Consider the following 18,017-nt stretch of genomic DNA (forward strand, 5'->3'; position numbering starts at 1 on the left):
ATTGTCAATTGGTCATTGACGAATTGTAAAGTATGGCTTATACAGAGGAAGAATTAAAAAAAGAACTGGAAACCAAGGAATATGAGTATGGTTTCTATACCGATATTGAATCCGACACCTTCCCCAAGGGTTTAAGCGAGGACATTGTTATCGCTATTTCCCAGAAGAAACAGGAGCCCGAATGGATGACGGAATGGCGGTTGGAAGCCTTTCGTATTTGGAAGGAAATGGAAGAGCCGGAATGGGCCAATGTCAAGTACGAAAAACCCAATTTCCAAGAGATTTCCTATTATTCAGCACCCAATAAAAAACCCAAATACAATAGTTTGGATGAGGTAGATCCCGAATTATTGGACACCTTCAAACGTTTGGGCATTTCCTTGGACGAGCAGAAGAAATTGGCAGGGGTTGCTGTGGATATTGTAATGGATTCTGTTTCCGTTGCCACCACATTCAAAAAGACCTTGGCTGAAAAAGGAATTATATTTTGTTCCATTTCCGAAGCCATTAAGGAGCATCCCGAATTGGTTAAAAAGTACATTGGGACGGTGGTTCCACGAAAGGATAATTTTTATGCAGCGTTGAATTCCGCAGTGTTTTCCGATGGATCGTTTTGTTACATTCCAAAAGGAGTACGATGCCCCATGGAACTTTCCACATATTTCCGAATCAACCAAGCTGGTACCGGACAGTTCGAAAGGACATTGGTGATAGCTGATGAGGGAAGTTATGTAAGTTATTTGGAGGGCTGTACCGCACCATCGAGGGATGAGAACCAACTGCACGCGGCAGTCGTGGAGCTTATTGCCCTGGATGATGCCGAGATAAAATATTCCACGGTTCAGAACTGGTTCCCTGGCGATAAAGATGGCAACGGTGGAGTCTTCAATTTTGTGACCAAAAGGGGAATCTGCGAGACCAATGCCAAGATTTCGTGGACACAGGTAGAAACCGGTTCGGCAGTAACATGGAAGTATCCTTCCTGTGTGTTGAAAGGGGACAATTCCATCGGGGAATTCTATTCCATTGCAGTGACCAACAATTTTCAGCAAGCGGATACAGGGACCAAAATGATTCACTTGGGAAAAAACACTAAGAGTACCATCATTTCCAAAGGTATCTCTGCCGGGCAATCCCAAAACAGTTATCGCGGCTTGGTGCAGGTGAACAGCAGAGCTGAAAATGCCAGAAACTTTTCGCAGTGCGATTCGCTTTTGATGGGAAATAAATGCGGGGCGCATACTTTTCCCTATATCGAAGCAAAAAACAAATCGGCCCAAATAGAACATGAGGCTACCACAAGCAAGATTGGGGAAGATCAGATTTTCTATTGTAACCAAAGGGGTATCGATACAGAAAAGGCCATTGCCCTGATCGTAAACGGATTTAGCAAGGAAGTACTGAACAAGCTTCCCATGGAGTTTGCCGTGGAAGCACAAAAATTATTGGAAATAAGCCTGGAGGGCTCAGTAGGATAGCCTCGACTCCGCTCAGCTTCCTGCTAGGTTGATTGAGCGTAGCCGAAATCAAATAATTCAAACAAAGAAGACAATTTTTGAAAATGCTAGAGATAAAGAATTTACATGCCAGCGTAGAGGACAAAGAAATCCTTAAGGGAATCAACCTTCAGGTAAATCCAGGGGAAGTTCATGCCATAATGGGCCCCAATGGGTCTGGGAAAAGTACCTTGGCTTCGGTAATTGCAGGTAAAGAAGAATTTGAGGTTAAAAAAGGAAGCATTGCCTTGGAAGGTGAAGATTTGGAAGAGTTGGCTCCAGAAGAAAGAGCTCATAAAGGGATTTTTCTTTCCTTTCAATATCCTGTTGAAATTCCAGGGGTATCGGTGACCAACTTTATGAGAACTGCCATCAATGAATCAAGAAAAGCAAGAGGATTGGAGGATATGCCCGCCAATCAAATGCTAAAGCTGATTCGTGAGAAATCCGAGATGTTGGAAATTGACCGTAAGTTTTTGTCACGCTCCCTCAATGAAGGGTTTTCTGGAGGAGAGAAAAAACGGAATGAGATTTTCCAAATGGCAATGATGGAGCCCAAGTTGGCCATTTTGGATGAAACGGATTCCGGTTTGGATATTGATGCGCTTCGTATTGTGGCCAATGGGGTAAACAAACTGCGCGGTAAGGAGAATGCCATTATCGTGATCACACACTATCAAAGATTGCTAGAATACATCGTCCCAGATTTTGTGCATGTTTTGCACGACGGAAAGATTGTTAAATCAGGAACCAAGGAACTGGCCTTGGAATTGGAGGATAAAGGTTACGACTGGATAAAGCAGGAGACGGTTGTATAGGAAACAGAATTGAGACTTCAGACATTAGATTTCAGAGTACTGATAACTGAACACTGATTATATGGATTTAAAAGATAAATTACTTTCTTCATTTATAGCTTTTGAGAATAATGTGGATTTGGATAGTCCAGTTCACGAGGTTCGCTCGGAGGCCATTAAAAATTTTGAAGCAAAAGGGTTTCCTTCCAAAAAAGAGGAAGCTTGGAAATATACTTCTTTGAACAGTATTCAAAAGGTGGACTTCAGCGTTTTTCCAAAGCAAGAGAATACGCTGGATTATAAGGATATAAAAAAGTACTTTCTTCACGAAATAGACACATACAAGATTGTTTTTATAGATGGTGTTTATAGTTCTTACCTATCCGAAACCACTCATGATGGAGTGGATGTTTGTTTAATGAGCGCTGCGTTTAGCAAACCCATGTACAAGCAGATCATAGAGCTTTATTTTAATAAAGTAGCTTCCAAAGATGAATCGCTTACTACCTTGAATACCGCTTTTAGTCGAGAGGGGGCCTATATCTATATCCCAAAGAACAAAGCACCAAGAAAACCTATTCAGATTGTACATTTTGCTACGGGCAACGAGGCGGCTATGATGCTACAACCCAGGAACCTGATCATTGCAGAGGAAAATGCGGAAGTACAGATTATAGAACGACACCAAAGTTTAACTGGGAATGAGGTATTCACCAATTCCGTGACAGAAATTTTCGCGGCCAAGGATGCCAATGTGGATTACTATAAAGTCCAAAACGATGCCAAGACCGCTTCATTGGTAGACAATACCTATATTGCCCAAAAGGACAACAGTGTGGTTAGGGTACACACCTTTTCGTTCGGCGGAAAGTTGATTCGCAACAATCTGAACTTCTACCAAAACGGGCAACATGTGGATTCCACCTTAAAAGGGGTGACCATTTTGGGCGAAAAACAGCATGTGGACCATCATACCTTGGTGCACCATGCGCAGCCCAATTGCGAGAGTCATCAGGATTATAAGGGAATTTTCGGGGAGAAATCTACAGGAGTCTTTAATGGAAAGATCATTGTGGACCAAATCGCCCAAAAGACAAACGCCTTTCAGCAAAACAACAATATACTTTTGAGTGATAAGGCCACCATCAATACCAAGCCCCAATTGGAAATTTTTGCAGATGACGTGAAGTGTTCGCACGGATGTACCATTGGCCAGTTGGACGAGGATGCTCTTTTCTACCTTCAATCCCGAGGGATTCCAAAAAAGGAAGCCACAGCATTGTTGATGTATGCCTTTGCCAATAATGTGTTGGAGAGCGTACGAATTCCAGAGGTAAAAAAACGAATCAACAAGATAATTGCCACGACCTTGGGGGTAAGAGTAGGTTTTGATCTTTAATGCCATTAGCAGTTTTTCGGATTCGCATGAGGCACCAAAATAAATCTAATTTCAATAGGCATTTACACGTTTTAACTGTTGGCACCTTTATTTTTCTTGTGCTAAACGTGTTTTCGCAAGATCAAAAATATGGGGTGTTGGCCGGGGGAAATTTCAGCAATCTGTTGGGGGATTACGAGGAAATTATCCCTTCTGAAAGAAGGCTTTCAATTCATTTAGGTGTTTTTGGAGATTTTGCAATATCCCCAAAAGTGAGTGTCGTACCCCAACTTATTTATTCCTCCCAAGGGTTAAGGGATACCGGGATAGCAACTGTATTTCCAACTTTTGAGTTTGAAAATGGGAATCTGGTCGAAGGAACCACAACTATTACGTCTGAAGGATCTTATATTCTTGACTATTTAACAGCTCCCATTCAATTAAAATATGCCGTGGGCAAGGACTTTAATTTGGTTATTGGTCCACAAGTGGCCTTTTTGGTTGATGGAAGATTTAGAGGGACCACTACCATTGATGGGGTTACGGAAAAAGACAATTCGAATGTGGATGTCTCGGAAAAGTTTGACTACGGGGGATTTGTTGGAGTTGCCTACAAACCTTTAAGCAAGATGTTTGTAGAACTAAAGTATTATCAAGGTTTTGCCGACACCAATAAAAATGAGGATTTTATTATTGGGGGTGACGTTACAATGCGCAATTCCATATTTCAAATGTCTTTGGGCTATTATATATTTTAATGGATGAAGGACTTAGGTAAAGACATACAAAAAATTCGGAAGGATTTTCCAATTCTTCAAAGGCAGGTCAATGGGCAAACCTTGGTGTATTTGGACAATGCCGCAACGTCACAGACCCCACAACAGGTCATTGATGTTATTGTGGACTACTACCATGGATACAATGCAAACATTCACCGTGGAGTGCATACCTTATCGCAAGAGGCCACTGATGCCTATGAGGAGGCCAGAAAAAAGATTCAATCCCATTTTAGTATTGGCAAACCCCATGAAGTGATCTTTACTTCAGGCACCACGCATAGTATCAATATGGTAGCCAATGGATTTGCTTCTCTTTTGAAGGAAGGCGACGAAATACTGGTTTCGGCCATGGAGCACCATTCCAATATTGTGCCATGGCAAATGCTGTGTGAAAAAACGGGAGGTACACTAAAAGTGATTCCCATGAATGAAAATGGGGAATTGGTCATGGAAGAATTCCATAATTTGCTTTCCGATAAGACCAAATTGGTTTTCTGTAACCATGTTTCCAATGCGTTGGGTACCATCAACCCAATTGAAGAAATAATTGATGCTGCGCACAATGTAGGCGCTGCAGTTTTGATAGATGGAGCGCAAGCCGCACCCCATATTAAAGCGGACGTGCAGGCTTTGAATGTGGATTTCTACACCGCATCGGCCCATAAAATGTGTGGCCCTACCGGGGTGGGAATGTTGTATGGAAAAGAGGAATGGTTGCAAAAACTCCCTCCCTATCAAGGAGGAGGTGAGATGATTGCAGAGGTGACCTTTGAAAAGACCACCTATGCCGATTTACCGCATAAATTTGAAGCGGGAACTCCCAATATTTGTGGCGGGATTGCTTTCGGCGCGGCACTGGACTATCTGAACAGCATCGGAATGGAAGCCATAGCCCAATACGAATCGGACTTACTTGAGTATGCCACGGAGCAGTTGTTAAGTATTGAGGGACTCCGGATTTACGGCACGGCAGAGGACAAGACTTCGGTGATTTCATTTAATATAGAGGGCATTCACCCATATGATATCGGAACCATTTTGGACAAATTGGGCATCGCCGTACGTACCGGTCACCATTGCGCCCAACCCATTATGGATTTTTATGGCATTCCGGGAACTGTACGTGCCAGTTTTAGTTTCTACAACACCAAGGAAGAAGTGGATGTGCTGGTGGCAGGAGTCAAACGGGCCAGGAACATGCTGCTCTAGCCTAAAGTTATCTTTATCATAAAGGTTTGATGGGCAGGAGCCTGAATTGTATTTTTGAACAAAATTAATAGATGACCATAGCTGAATTACAGGAAGAGATTGTTGATGAGTTTTCCATGTTCGATGATTGGATGCAGCGGTACGAATACATGATCGAACTTGGCAAATCCCTTCCTTTGATCCAAGATCAATATAAAACGGAGGACCATATCATTAAAGGTTGTCAGAGCAAGGTTTGGGTACATGCTGAGCTAGACACTGACAAATTGGTGTTTACAGCGGATAGTGATGCTATTATCACCAAAGGGATCATAGCGATTTTGATTCGTGCTTTTAGCAATCAGAAGCCTCAAGATATCATTGATGCCAATACAGAATTTATTGATGAGATTGGACTTAAGGAACATTTATCGCCCACAAGGGCCAATGGTTTGGTAAGTATGATCAAGCAGTTGAAGTTGTATGCCGTGGCCTATCAGACACAGTTGAATTGAGTTTAGAAGGTTAAGAGTTTAGGAGTTTATAGGGCTTCTAAACCAATAAACATCTAAACACCTAAACTAAAAAAATGAGCGAAGAAACCACTATAGATATCCAAGAACTCGGCGAGAAGATCGTTGGGGTGCTCAAGACGATATACGACCCAGAGATTCCAGTGGACATTTACGAACTGGGATTGATCTACGACGTGTTTGTCAATGAGGATTACGATGTGAAGATTCTAATGACCTTGACCACACCCAATTGCCCGGTGGCCGAAACACTTCCGGTTGAGGTTGAGGAAAAGGTAAAATCCTTGGATATATTGAAAGATGTGGAGGTGGAAATCACCTTTGACCCCCCTTGGACCCAGGACTTGATGAGCGAGGAGGCGAAGTTGGAGTTGGGGCTTCTTTAAGCAGCAAGATGTGTTCCGAACGGATGCTGAGCGAAGTCGAAGCATGTGCGGAATCCAGATAACTTAAAAAGATTCCCGTTGGAGTTTATACTGAGCCTGCCGCAGTACAGGAATGACATATGGAAGAAGAAATAAGAAACCGCGTAGCCGAAAGCAAACTGATCACCTTTGACCTTGAGGATCTCTACCAAGAAGGTCGCAGGGAAGTTGTGGATATAAAAGACTGGCTGCATGAGGGTCTTATTCTTCGTGAAAAAGAATTTAGAACCCATTTGGACGAACAGGACTGGTCCAATTACCAAGATACTTACGTGGCCTTGACCTGCTCCACAGATGCCATTGTACCCGGTTGGGCTTATATGCTGGTAACCTCCAAATTGGCGCCCTTTGCCAAAAAAGTGGTGGTGGGGAATTTAGAAACACTAGAGGCTTCGCTTTACCAAGAACAACTTTCCCAACTGGACTTGGAACCTTATAAGGACAAACCCGTTATTATTAAAGGCTGCTCCAACAAACCCGTACCGGAAAATGCCTATATTTTTGCCATGACGCAAATACAACAAGTGGCCAAAAGTGTAATGTATGGGGAGGCCTGTTCTGCGGTGCCGTTGTATAAGAGGAAATAAAAAGCCGCCCTTTGGGCGACTTAATATCTTGTAGGAACCTGCTATTTCACAACAATGGATTGAGCGAAGGCACTGGTGTTGCTGGGTAAAATAATCTCATCAATGATTTCTCCATTTTTATCCACCAACCATACTGTTGCTACCGAAATTTCATTATCATTTTCTGATTGACGAGATCCTACCACATAAGCGATACCATCAAATACTGACACAGCATGTGCTTCGGAATCTTTTGATTCGCTCGTTAGGTCTATTTCCAATTCATCGTTAATCCATAGTTTAGCCATATTAGTGCTCCAATCAATCCCCGCCATATAAACATCAGTTCCTTCTACCACAATAGATTTTACTACAGAATTATGGTCTAAATCTCCAAGCTCATATAACAATTCATTGTTGATCCAGGCTCTGGCAATATTCCTAGGTGGATTAAATTGCTTTCCATAGCCAGCTGTATAAACACTTGAATCATCGACTATAAAAATAGAATGGGCGGCTGCACCATCTGCAATATCGGTAGCTATTCCATCTTTCCAATATTTTGCTACCAATTCGTTTGATTCGTTTTGTTCTCTGCCAGCAATATACAGTTCACCGTCGTACAATTCTATATCATAGGCATTTGCGCTTTTGGTTTCATTGCTCAGTATATGGGCATTTCCATTTTTCCAATACATTGCCATATTTTTATCGTTGTTTTGAAAACCTGCTACATACACATCTAAGCCATCTAGAAACAGAGCTCTCGAATAAGCATTATTTTGGCCGTTGGTTAGAACATCAAATAGGGCTTGATTTTTCCACACTTTTACTAAAGTACCATCTTCAGTATAGTCCACACCGGTTGTGAATATGTCCGTGCCTTGAACAAAAATATCGTATGCCGCAGTTGAGGTACCATCGATAATTTCAAGAAGTTCTCCATTAATCCAAATGGCTGCGGTGTATTCATCACCATCATTTTTTTCAATAAATCCAGCTACAAACATACGTCCAACTACAGTTACTGCAACTGTTTCCGTTAACTCTCCAATAGTTATGGTAATTTCTGCTTCCCCAGCCTGCAATGCGGTCAAATTTCCATTTTCATCTACCTCAATGACATTTTCATTATCAGATTCATAGGAAATAGTAGGGTTTTCAAATTCATCCCAATTGGTAATCTCTGGAAATTCAGCAGTATCCAAGGTGTGTAACTCCATTGAGGTTGTTGCCAGCTCAATGGATTCTGGCCCAGTGACCTCATTAGTCACAGTAAAGTTAGCGGTGCTCTTGGCCTCTACACCGCCTATGGTCACGGAGATTTTCCCTGTTTCCGCACCATTGGGCACGGTAATATAAAGTTCGGTACCATCGGAATTGGCACCGGTTATGGTTGCTGCTGTTCCACCAATTGCTGCGGTGGCATTTAGGGTTGTTAAATTGGTTCCTATCACAGCAACCTCGGTGCCAACAGGGCCACTGGGAGGCGTAAAACTTGTCACCGTGTGCTCAGCTCCCGGAGGTGTGGAATCATCATCTTTTTTACAGGCCACAACTACAATTCCTATCAAAAGCAGCATGGAAACGAAGTAGGCAATCTTTTTCATTTTTTTTGGATTTTAGGTTAAAGGGGCAAGGAAGTATAAAATGGAGATGGTTATAGGCGCCAATTGACGGATGCCCAGTTTGGATTGACGTATGGGGGTTTTGGGTTAAGGGTTTGTGCGGTAAGATGCTTAAAGTTAAGTCTCAAGTAAATAAAAAAACCGCCCACTTGGGGCGGCAGTATTTAAGAGGTGCAATTTTGACTAGAGCTTTACAAAAATGGAATAAGCCTTTGCATTATTGTTATTCCCATCATTTAAATTGAAAAGGGTTTCATCGTTTTTCCATACTTTAGCAATGGTATTTTCATAGCCTACGGTATAGACGTCATTTTTATAAACAAATACATCGAAAGCTTCTCCTTCGCCATTTTCTGGAGTAAGAAATAGTCCGCCGCTTCCCCAAACTCTTGCTTGATAATTACCATTTTCCATTTCCTCACTACCTGCGATACGATATTCCAACGTTTCTGGATCTTTGAGAAAAATTGCCGTTTTATAGGAATCCCTAATTTCAGAGGTTCCTAGGAAGGTGCCTGATGAGCCGTGTCTCCATAGAATAGCCCTATTTATATTATTATATTCACGATTGCCTACCACAAAGACTACATTATCGTTACCAATTGCAAGGTCATAAGCCCTACCACTATTTAGACCTGAAAGATCAAAAGCTTGATTGTCAATCCATAGTCTTGCAATATCTCTATCGTCATTTTCGTCGTGCTCATACCCAACAGAGTACACTGCCCCATCAGCAACCTTAATTGAGTTTGCCTCAGCTGGGGACGTGCCATCTGTAAATTCATATAAAACTTGACCGTCTTTCCAGACCATTGCTTTGGATATACTGTTTTCTCCTACGCCCATCGAGCCTGCAACATAATAACTTCCATTGTCCACAATGATTGAATTGGCCTCAGCATAGCTACTTCCGTCTGTAAGATATTGGGGGATACCATCTATCCATACGGTTGCTTTATCCTCAATTGATTTTCCTGCAACATATATAGTTTCACCATCGACGTAAACAGAGTTGGCGGAACTGGCATGTTGCAAATCCTGTGGAACACCATCTATCCATAATTTAGGAACGTCGTTTACGCCATCCGATATATAACCCACTACATAGGTATGCGGGTTGGGTACAATCTCAATTGTTCCTATAGTTTTTATGGTTCCCTCATATTCCAAGGTGATATCCCCAGAAATTGCCCCTTCTGGAACTTCAACTCTAATGTAGTCCGGTTTTATAACCGTAATTGCCCCAACGACATTGCCAGAAAAAGTAACAACATAAGTTCCCTCAGAATTAAAGCCACTACCTACCACGGCAATAACATCTCCAGGATTGGTTTCATCAAAACCAGTATTGTATATATCCTCCACAGTCGGAAAAGATGATTCCTCACTTTCGGTTACTTCAAATTCGCCTCCTGTATAGTTATCACCATTGTCCATTACGCTTATTTTCCCGGTTGTTGCCCCTTCAGGTACAATGGCGAATATTTCGGTATCGGAAGGAGTGCCATCAATGGTCATTGTCGCATTCCCTATTTTAACGGTTGGGGAACTCCCAAAATTTTTACCTATTATCCAAACCGTTGTTCCAACAGGGCCTTCGATTGGACTAAAACTATCGATTTTCAAGCCACTGCTATTGTAATTGCTGTCCTCGCTGCTGCAGGCCGCGATAAACAGGAATATTGCCATTATGATCACTGCCAAAAAACTTATTTTTTTCATTGTTATCTACTTATATATTAATAGAGTGATAAGAAACTGGAAAGTGGACGTATTCAGGTGACCCAATTGACGAATGCCCTGTTTGGATTGATGGATGACTATTCTGGCTCAAGGGTTAAAGGAAAAAGGAGCGGAATTGATAGTTATATGTGTTTTATCAGATATCAGACATGAGACATGGGCCGCTAAACTTAATTTTGAACTTGAACTTGATTTTGCAATCAGATATTAAGTGTGACATTTCATAATTTTGCGGGTCTAAGCATTAAACTCCATACTATGAAACGACTACTTTTTGCAACAGCACTGCTTACTGCACTTTTGTCCCAAGCCCAAACGGCTGAAGAAATCAAAGCCGAAATGGCTCCCAAGAAAGATTCCATTGCCGCTATCCAGGGCAGGGTAGATGGACTTCAAGCTCAATTGGATGCACTTCCAGGATGGAAGGTTGGAGCCTTTGGCACTATTGGCGGAAGCTTGTCCAACTTTAACAACTGGTTTGCCCAAGGGCTGCCCAATAACAGTTCAGGGACCATTGGGTTTACCGTAAATGCCTTTGCCAATCAACAGGAAGAAAAATTCTTTTGGCGCAATGCGGCCAATATCAATCTAGGTTGGGTAAAACTGGACGACAAGGATGATTCTACCGATGATGACGGATTCCGAGAAGCTACGGATGTGTTCAACATTTCTTCGCTTTATGGGAGAAAACTCAGTGATAAATTTGCGGTTTCCGGACTGGGTGAATACCGCACCACCATCTTGAGCAACTTTAATGATCCTGGATATTTGGATTTGGGTGTTGGGGGAACTTGGACACCGATTACCGATCTTGTGGTGGTCATCCATCCATTGAACTACAATTTTGTGTTTAGCAATGAGGATACGATATTCAATTCTTCGCTCGGGGCAAAGATTGTGGCGGACTATACCAAGAAATTGGGAGCGGTTAGCTTTAAGACCAATTTGTCCATGTTCCAAAGTTATGAGAGTGGAGATTTGAGCAATTGGACCTGGACCAATTCGTTTGCCTATACCTTATGGAAAGTAATAGGGGTAGGGTTCGATTTTGGTTTACGGAACAACAAGCAGGAAACGCTCAACTATATTGTAAACAATGCGCCGACGCCAAATCCCAATGCAACCTTTGACACTATCGACAATGAGTTGCAAACCTATTGGACTTTCGGGTTGAGCTATTCGTTTTAAGGTGGACGGAAAGAAATAATTACTCTGCGGCAGTTCGAGTGTCCAGAATGTAATTCGGGACATATCGAGAACTGGAGCGCACCTTTTATTCCTGGGTAGGTCTTATGGTTTGACACAAATTTACTCACCACTATAAGCTTCCACAATCAAAAAAGCCCTCAAAATCGAGGGCTTTTTTGTGGGGTTATATTACAAATTTGGGGTGTTTTTAAGCCAAGGTCTAAGTAGGTTAGGTTTATGGAAGACCAGGTTGTAACACTAACACTTAAAAACATTATGAAAGTAATTTTTCTGATGCTTTCACCTAAACTTTTGTTGTGAACTTTCTAAAAGTTGTGGTGGAAAAAGATGTCGGTTGCACTTCATCGGAAAACTGTGCAGCTTGTCTAAATGGCAGTAGTGATTTTCTATCCCTCCTTTGTACGAATTTAGCTGACAAAGTGAATCATTGGCACAATTTGAAACTCCTGTATTAGCAGATTTTTATTTTTCCAGACAAATTGCTTTGTGGAAACCTACCTTAAAAAAGGTACCTTTAATAGCATAATATTTTGGAGATGAAACAATTAGCTCTCCCCCTTCTATTTTTTTTTAATACGCTCTTGTTTTCGCAATCAAAAATTGATAGCCTGCAACAAGCCTTAAATGATGCCACCCACGATACAGTCCGCATCAAGACTTTGCATCAACTTTATGCCCTTCAGCGATATAACCAAAAGGACAAAGCAAAGGAGGCACTATTAAGTTCGATTGAACTTTCAAATAAACTCGAAAATGTTGGACTGCAGGTAGAAAGTTATAATAAGTACGCAGAATTCCTGAGAACCCAATCTGAGAACGATTCGGCAATTAGTGTATATGGTGTCAGTATGACGTTGGCTGAAAGAGCCAAATTACATGGACCAATATCTGATATATTTAACGGACTTGGATATATCTATCTACGGAAGGGCAATTATCAAAAGGCCCTGGAATACCACCAAAAGAACCTATCCCTATCGATTAAACTAAAGGACGATCTTAGGATGGCGTGGTCATATGGTGCCATAGGCAGCGTATACAATGAAATGGGTGAGTATACAAAAGCCATGGAAAACTATGTGCTGTCTTCTAGAAAACACCAGGGACTTGAAAACCACAGGGATTATGCTGTGAACCTGGCCAATATGGGAATGCTTCAAAGAAAATTGGAAAATTTTGATAGTGCCATGGCTTATCTCATTAAAAGTGACAGTGTTTTTGAAGCACTGGATTTTAGACCGGGGAGGGCCTTTGTACTGACCAATCTTGGACTTATTTCACGAAATATGGGCAATTTGGATGATGCGATTGATTTTAACAAAAAAGCATTGTCCAACTATATGGCCATGGGAAACAAAAGTCAAGTTGGAGAAATTTACCACACCTTGGGAACCATATACTTAAAACAAAATAATTATGGTGAAGCCCTATCCCATTTTCAAAAAAAATTGAAAACCTCGGTTGAAGTAAAAGACTCTGTCGGGATTTCGAGAGCGCATAGGTTTATAGGCGATTGCTATGGAAAACTTGGTGAGCTCCAAAAAACCGAATCAAGCTACTTGAAAGCTATGCAGGTAGCTACCGCTTCCCATAACCGTTTAGGTAAAATGCGTGCCCACAAAGCACTGTCCGGCCACTATGCGGCTTTTGGGGACTTTGCAAAAGCCTATGCCAACCAAACCGAATACGCTATCTTAAAAGACAGCCTATACACTAAAGAAAAAAGAGAGCTCGCATCCGAGATTGAAGCCAAATATCAGAATGAGGAAAAAACCAAAGAAATTGCTTTGTTGGAATCGGAGCAAAAACTGCAAACCCTTCAGCTTACCCAACGGGTCAATGAGCGTAATGCCATCATAGCATTTGCCATTGTTCTGCTGCTTCTGGCGGCCTTGCTCTTGAACCAGTATCGAATCAAACAAAAGACCAACAGGGAACTTAGGGAATTGGATGAATTGAAGTCCAATTTCTTTGCGAACATCTCGCATGAATTTAGAACACCCCTAACCTTGATAAAAGGTCCTATAGAACAGTTGGAACAAAACCCTTCCATGGGACTTGGAATGGAAAGTATCAAGATGATCAGACGGAATACCAATAGGGTGCTGCAGTTGGTCAATCAACTGTTGGATCTGTCCAAAATTGACAAAGGAAGTTTACAGTTGGAAAATGCCGAAGGCGAAGTGTACAAATGTTTGAGAGGAGCAGCCTCCTCCTTTAGCTCCTATGCCGCTCAGCGAAGAATTGATTATAAAGTACACATTCCACATGAAATCTATTGGGCCTCCTTTGATCGGGACAAATTGGAGAAAATAGTATACAACCTATTGGGGAATGCCTTTAAATTTAGTGATGACGGAGGCACTATTTCTTTTACCGCCAGTTATGATAACAACGAATTGCGTATAGTTGTTTCCGATACCGGAAAGGGAATTCCAGAAGATAAGCTACCCTTTATTTTTGACCGTTTTTACCAAGTAAAACAGGAGGCCACCAGAGAACATGAAGGTTCAGGGATTGGACTTTCCTTATCAAAGGAACTAGTAGCCCTAATGGATGGCACAATCACAGCCTCTAGCAAAATAAACAAGGGCACCATCTTCACAGTTGCGCTTCCCATTCAAAAAATAAAGACCGGCACCTTACCCAGCGAATCTGCTTCCAAAACCAAGCAAAATGATGTGCTGCCTAAAAAATCGTTCGCTTTGGAACGGCCGAAAGTCATGGATTTGCCCAAGTTGCTGTTGGTAGAAGATAATCCAGACATGTCATATTTCATCAAAGAACATCTTCAAGGGCAATATCAAGTAGAAGTGGCAAAGAATGGAATGATAGGCTTGAAGGCGGCAAAACAAAACCCGCCAGATCTCATTATTACAGATGTGATGATGCCGGAAATGGATGGGGTGGAATTATGTCAAGCCCTAAAATCGAATTTTGAAACGAGCCACGTACCTGTGATTATGTTAACTGCAAAAGCGGGTAAAGAAAACAAGATTGAGGGACTGGAAACAGGAGCAGATGACTACCTCACTAAACCCTTTGATTCCCAAGAATTACTGATAAGGGTAAAGAACCTAATCCAACAGCGAAGAACACTTAGGGATCGATTTTCGAAAGAACATTCCACAATTGACCCCAAAGAAATAACCGTTACTTCTATTGATCAAAAGTTCTTGGAAGGACTACTTGAGCTCTTGGAGCGGGAATTTTCAAATTCTAATTTTGGTGTACAGGAAATGCAATCAGCACTTGCATTGAGCAAAACTCAACTTCACCGAAAGTTAAAAGCCCTTACTGGAGAATCTCCTGGGGAACTGCTCCGCAACTTCAGATTAAAAAGAGCAGCCCAACTACTTTCAAAAAAAGCAGATACGGTTACCCAAATTGCTTATGCTGTTGGCTTCAACAACCTATCTTATTTTGCCAAATGCTTTAAGGAACTTTATGGGGTCCCACCCTCGGCATATTAGCGTATTTTGACTCAAACGGGACCCAAGTGTTATCATTTGGAACTACTAGAATAGCAAACCCCATTGTTGAGATCTAGTTTTGGATTGTAAAATGTTCCTCAAATTTTATAATCCAAAATATGAGCTATGTATGTACAAGATCACCATGCTTTTTGGGGAACCATTAAGTACAAATTGCAAGGGATATTGATTTCCCTTTTGATTCTGATTCCACTATCCTGTAGTAGTGATGACTCTCAAAACCAAGATCCGACTCCAGAAAATCCAGGTTCGGTTTCCGGGATTGTAGAAGATGAAAATGGTCATGTTTATCCAGGGGTCGAGTTAAACTTGACCAAAGGGGATGAGACTACAACTGCCTTTACAAACTCGGAAGGGAATTTTTTGATAAAAGCCAAATCCAATGGAGCCCACAACCTTTCACTAAAATTGCCTTTGTCCACGGAAGCTGTAAACGCAGATATGCTTTCAGTCAATATTACCGAAGACACTGAATCAAAAGCAGACTTTGTAATTCAACCTCAAGCCGTAACTGCCCATTTGAATTTTGGGAGTGTGCAGTTGCTGGAAGAGATAGTGGACGAAAACGGAAATACCCCAATCGCCTCCAATGAACCTTTGTATGCCGCAAATATTTTTGATGCCCCGCTGGGGATGCTTACGGCGATTACAGCTCCTGATGACCATCACGTAACTCTATCGGAATTTAAAAAAGCCAATGGGGAACTATTGGTGTATTGTGATGGGGACAATGCTACGCTCCAAATCATGTTGGAGGGAATGATTCCGGATGGCACCTATACATTTTGGTTGGCCTATTTGAACAAGCCCAGAAAGGTTGGGGAGAACATTGATTTTATGAATGATTTTGTTAACCTCACGAATCCACCTGTGGGGGCTTCTAATGGAACAGAGAACATAGCCGTTGCGGATGCTTCTGGGGTGATTGATGTGGTCCTAGAACATGATTCCTGTATTCTTACCGATGAGCCAGCTCTGGTGATTCCGATTTTATACCACATTAATGGAAAAACTTTTGGCGGGGGCCATGTTCCAGACCCTGAAGAGATGGTTCATATGCTAGCCTACTTCCAATAATTCAAATGTATAAGAACACTTAAATTTTAATCGATGAAAACAGCAAAAAATATTTTGATTTACACAGGCATGCTACTCTTCTTATTGGGTTGTAGCAAAGATGATGATGGATCGGGTTCCACCATAACGGCAAGCACACAAACTTTTGAACTAAATGGGGTAAATAATTGTAATACATCCAGCGGAAGTGGTAGCACATTTGTTATGACCATCCCGTATACTTCTTCGGAGGGAGTCAGCATTGAACGGCTGCAAATTACTACAAAGGTATCTGGAGGTGACACTGAAAGTAAAACCAACACCCAATTTACCGATAACGGGAACAGCATCGTTTGGGCATCCTGTTTCAGGTTTGGTTCGCAAGCTTGGGTCGAGTACGAAGTGCGCCTGGAAGGGAGTGGGGGTTCTTCAAGCAACCCAACTACCGTGAGGATAACTAAACCAAACGGAGCAGACTAATACTGATCCAAATGCTCTGGATATAAGAAATTATTATACGGAAACCGGGTTACATGGATGTCCCGCACCTCATTGTATACCCGTTTTCTAAATTCGTCCAGATTTTCCTTGTTCAGGGCAGAGATAAAAAGGGCACGATCACCAATTTTACTGAACCAGGTTTTTTTCCAATCCTCAATGGTGAAATGAACGGAAGTTCGCTCGGTGACCAAGTCGTCCTCGTCCAGTTCCTCGGCTTGGTATTGGTCAATCTTATTGAAGACCATAATGGTCTTTTTATCCACACTTTTTATTTCATCTAAAATTTTATTAACGGAGTCTATGTGTTCCTCAAAGTTTGGATGACTGATGTCTACCACATGGAGTAACAGATCAGCTTCCCGTACCTCGTCCAAAGTACTTTTAAAACTTTCCACCAATTGGGTTGGCAACTTTCGAATGAATCCCACGGTATCACTCAGCAAAAAGGGAAGGTTTCCGATGACCACCTTTCTAACCGTGGTATCCAAGGTGGCAAAAAGCTTGTTTTCGGCAAAGACATCACTCTTGCTTATCACGTTCATTAAGGTGGACTTGCCCACGTTGGTATATCCCACCAATGCCACCCGTACCAAGGCACCGCGATTACCTCTTTGGGTTTCCATTTGCCGATCTATCTTAGTTAGCTTTTTCTTTAAAAGGGAAATTCTGTCACGAACAATCCGTCTATCTGTTTCAATTTCCGTTTCCCCAGGACCGCGCATTCCAATACCCCCACGTTGCCTTTCCAAGTGAGTCCACAGACCGGTCAAACGAGGTAGAAGATATTCATATTGGGCCAGCTCAACCTGGGTGCGTGCATAACTCGTTTTGGCCCGCTGCGCAAAAATGTCCAAGATCAAGCTTGTACGGTCCAAGATTTTGCACTTAAGGATTTTCTCAATGTTGTTTTGTTGGGCAGGGGAGAGCTCATCATCAAAGATGACGGAACCAATCTCATGGTCCTTTACGTATCGCTGTACCTCTTCCATTTTTCCACTCCCGATATAGGTCTTGGGATTGGGGACATCAATCCGTTGGGTAAACCGTTGGGTTACCTCACCCCCGGCAGTATAGGTCAGGAATTCCAATTCGTCCAAATACTCCTTGACCTTCGTTTCCCCTTGATCCTTATTGATCACTCCAATAAGCACCGCCTTTTCATAATCTATGGCCTTCTTTTCTAGCATGAAATTGATTAAAGTGCAAATCTAATCAATGTTTTGG

At 42.0% G+C, this 18,017-nt stretch carries 15 protein-coding genes; 12 read left to right on the forward strand and 3 right to left on the reverse strand.

The window, feature by feature from the left end:
- The first annotated feature begins 32 nt into the window (after positions 1 to 32).
- The 8 genes from sufB to M3P07_RS09785 all read left to right on the forward strand — a co-directional run bounded on the left by sufB (position 33) and on the right by M3P07_RS09785 (position 7,183).
- Complete coding sequence (gene sufB, locus M3P07_RS09750) at positions 33 to 1,478, forward strand: Fe-S cluster assembly protein SufB (protein WP_249969722.1); 1,446 nt, start codon at positions 33 to 35, stop codon at positions 1,476 to 1,478.
- Positions 1,479 to 1,561: 83 nt separating this feature from the next.
- On the forward strand, positions 1,562 to 2,314 hold the full coding sequence (gene sufC, locus M3P07_RS09755; RefSeq protein WP_249969723.1) for a Fe-S cluster assembly ATPase SufC: 753 nt from the start codon (positions 1,562 to 1,564) through the stop codon (positions 2,312 to 2,314).
- 61 nt (positions 2,315 to 2,375) lie between these two features.
- A complete protein-coding gene (sufD, locus tag M3P07_RS09760) occupies positions 2,376 to 3,692 on the forward strand; it encodes a Fe-S cluster assembly protein SufD (protein WP_249969724.1) in 1,317 nt (438 codons plus the stop codon).
- A gap of 107 nt (positions 3,693 to 3,799) precedes the next feature.
- Entirely contained in the window at positions 3,800 to 4,429 is a 630-nt protein-coding gene (locus tag M3P07_RS09765; RefSeq protein WP_249969725.1) for a porin family protein, read from the forward strand.
- 3 nt (positions 4,430 to 4,432) lie between these two features.
- Positions 4,433 to 5,659, forward strand: a complete 1,227-nt coding sequence (locus M3P07_RS09770) for an aminotransferase class V-fold PLP-dependent enzyme (protein WP_249969726.1) — start codon at positions 4,433 to 4,435, stop codon at positions 5,657 to 5,659.
- A 71-nt stretch (positions 5,660 to 5,730) separates the two neighbouring features.
- The gene (locus M3P07_RS09775; protein WP_249969727.1) at positions 5,731 to 6,153 is read left to right on the forward strand and encodes a SufE family protein; all 423 of its coding nucleotides are present in this window, start codon (positions 5,731 to 5,733) and stop codon (positions 6,151 to 6,153) included.
- A gap of 74 nt (positions 6,154 to 6,227) precedes the next feature.
- Positions 6,228 to 6,557 (forward strand): iron-sulfur cluster assembly protein, encoded by a 330-nt coding sequence (locus M3P07_RS09780; protein WP_249969728.1) that lies wholly within the window; start codon positions 6,228 to 6,230, stop codon positions 6,555 to 6,557.
- Positions 6,558 to 6,676: 119 nt separating this feature from the next.
- The gene (locus M3P07_RS09785; protein ID WP_249969729.1) at positions 6,677 to 7,183 is read left to right on the forward strand and encodes a DUF2480 family protein; all 507 of its coding nucleotides are present in this window, start codon (positions 6,677 to 6,679) and stop codon (positions 7,181 to 7,183) included.
- Between the two features lie 41 nt (positions 7,184 to 7,224).
- Here M3P07_RS09785 and M3P07_RS09790 read toward each other — a convergent pair whose 3' ends face one another.
- Positions 7,225 to 8,772, reverse strand: coding sequence for an Ig-like domain-containing protein (locus M3P07_RS09790; protein WP_249969730.1), 1,548 nt, complete (start codon positions 8,770 to 8,772; stop codon positions 7,225 to 7,227).
- 201 nt (positions 8,773 to 8,973) lie between these two features.
- On the reverse strand, positions 8,974 to 10,512 hold the full coding sequence (locus tag M3P07_RS09795) for an IPT/TIG domain-containing protein (protein ID WP_249969731.1): 1,539 nt from the start codon (positions 10,510 to 10,512) through the stop codon (positions 8,974 to 8,976).
- Between the two features lie 279 nt (positions 10,513 to 10,791).
- Here M3P07_RS09795 and M3P07_RS09800 point away from each other — a divergent pair, with 279 nt between their 5' ends.
- From M3P07_RS09800 to M3P07_RS09815, 4 genes are all read left to right on the forward strand, one after another.
- Positions 10,792 to 11,721, forward strand: a complete 930-nt coding sequence (locus M3P07_RS09800; RefSeq protein ID WP_249969732.1) for a DUF3078 domain-containing protein — start codon at positions 10,792 to 10,794, stop codon at positions 11,719 to 11,721.
- A 557-nt stretch (positions 11,722 to 12,278) separates the two neighbouring features.
- On the forward strand, positions 12,279 to 15,215 hold the full coding sequence (locus tag M3P07_RS09805; RefSeq protein WP_249969733.1) for a tetratricopeptide repeat protein: 2,937 nt from the start codon (positions 12,279 to 12,281) through the stop codon (positions 15,213 to 15,215).
- Positions 15,216 to 15,341: 126 nt separating this feature from the next.
- On the forward strand, positions 15,342 to 16,313 hold the full coding sequence (locus M3P07_RS09810; protein ID WP_249969734.1) for a carboxypeptidase-like regulatory domain-containing protein: 972 nt from the start codon (positions 15,342 to 15,344) through the stop codon (positions 16,311 to 16,313).
- A 33-nt stretch (positions 16,314 to 16,346) separates the two neighbouring features.
- Positions 16,347 to 16,772, forward strand: coding sequence for a hypothetical protein (locus M3P07_RS09815; protein ID WP_249969735.1), 426 nt, complete (start codon positions 16,347 to 16,349; stop codon positions 16,770 to 16,772).
- On the opposite strand, the gene hflX is transcribed toward M3P07_RS09815, so the two are convergent.
- A complete protein-coding gene (gene hflX / locus M3P07_RS09820) occupies positions 16,769 to 17,980 on the reverse strand; it encodes a GTPase HflX (RefSeq protein WP_249969736.1) in 1,212 nt (403 codons plus the stop codon). The genes M3P07_RS09815 and hflX overlap by 4 nt on opposite strands.
- Between the last annotated feature and the right edge of the window lie 37 nt (positions 17,981 to 18,017).

The organism is Flagellimonas myxillae, from assembly GCF_023502235.1.
In the GTDB taxonomy this organism is placed as follows: Bacteria; Bacteroidota; Bacteroidia; order Flavobacteriales; family Flavobacteriaceae; genus Flagellimonas; species Flagellimonas myxillae.

Bases quoted from the DNA above. Each gene is read 5' to 3' on its own strand.
- sufB (WP_249969722.1), top strand. From the start codon at position 33: ATGGCTTATACAGAGGAAGAATTAAAAAAAGAACTGGAAACCAAGGAA.
- sufC (WP_249969723.1), top strand. From the start codon at position 1,562: ATGCTAGAGATAAAGAATTTACATGCCAGCGTAGAGGACAAAGAAATC.
- sufD (WP_249969724.1), top strand. From the start codon at position 2,376: ATGGATTTAAAAGATAAATTACTTTCTTCATTTATAGCTTTTGAGAAT.
- M3P07_RS09770 (WP_249969726.1), top strand. From the start codon at position 4,433: ATGAAGGACTTAGGTAAAGACATACAAAAAATTCGGAAGGATTTTCCA.
- M3P07_RS09775 (WP_249969727.1), top strand. From the start codon at position 5,731: ATGACCATAGCTGAATTACAGGAAGAGATTGTTGATGAGTTTTCCATG.
- M3P07_RS09780 (WP_249969728.1), top strand. From the start codon at position 6,228: ATGAGCGAAGAAACCACTATAGATATCCAAGAACTCGGCGAGAAGATC.
- M3P07_RS09785 (WP_249969729.1), top strand. From the start codon at position 6,677: ATGGAAGAAGAAATAAGAAACCGCGTAGCCGAAAGCAAACTGATCACC.
- M3P07_RS09790 (WP_249969730.1), bottom strand. From the start codon at position 8,772: ATGAAAAAGATTGCCTACTTCGTTTCCATGCTGCTTTTGATAGGAATT.
- M3P07_RS09795 (WP_249969731.1), bottom strand. From the start codon at position 10,512: ATGAAAAAAATAAGTTTTTTGGCAGTGATCATAATGGCAATATTCCTG.
- M3P07_RS09800 (WP_249969732.1), top strand. From the start codon at position 10,792: ATGAAACGACTACTTTTTGCAACAGCACTGCTTACTGCACTTTTGTCC.
- M3P07_RS09805 (WP_249969733.1), top strand. From the start codon at position 12,279: ATGAAACAATTAGCTCTCCCCCTTCTATTTTTTTTTAATACGCTCTTG.
- M3P07_RS09810 (WP_249969734.1), top strand. From the start codon at position 15,342: ATGTATGTACAAGATCACCATGCTTTTTGGGGAACCATTAAGTACAAA.
- M3P07_RS09815 (WP_249969735.1), top strand. From the start codon at position 16,347: ATGAAAACAGCAAAAAATATTTTGATTTACACAGGCATGCTACTCTTC.
- hflX (WP_249969736.1), bottom strand. From the start codon at position 17,980: ATGCTAGAAAAGAAGGCCATAGATTATGAAAAGGCGGTGCTTATTGGA.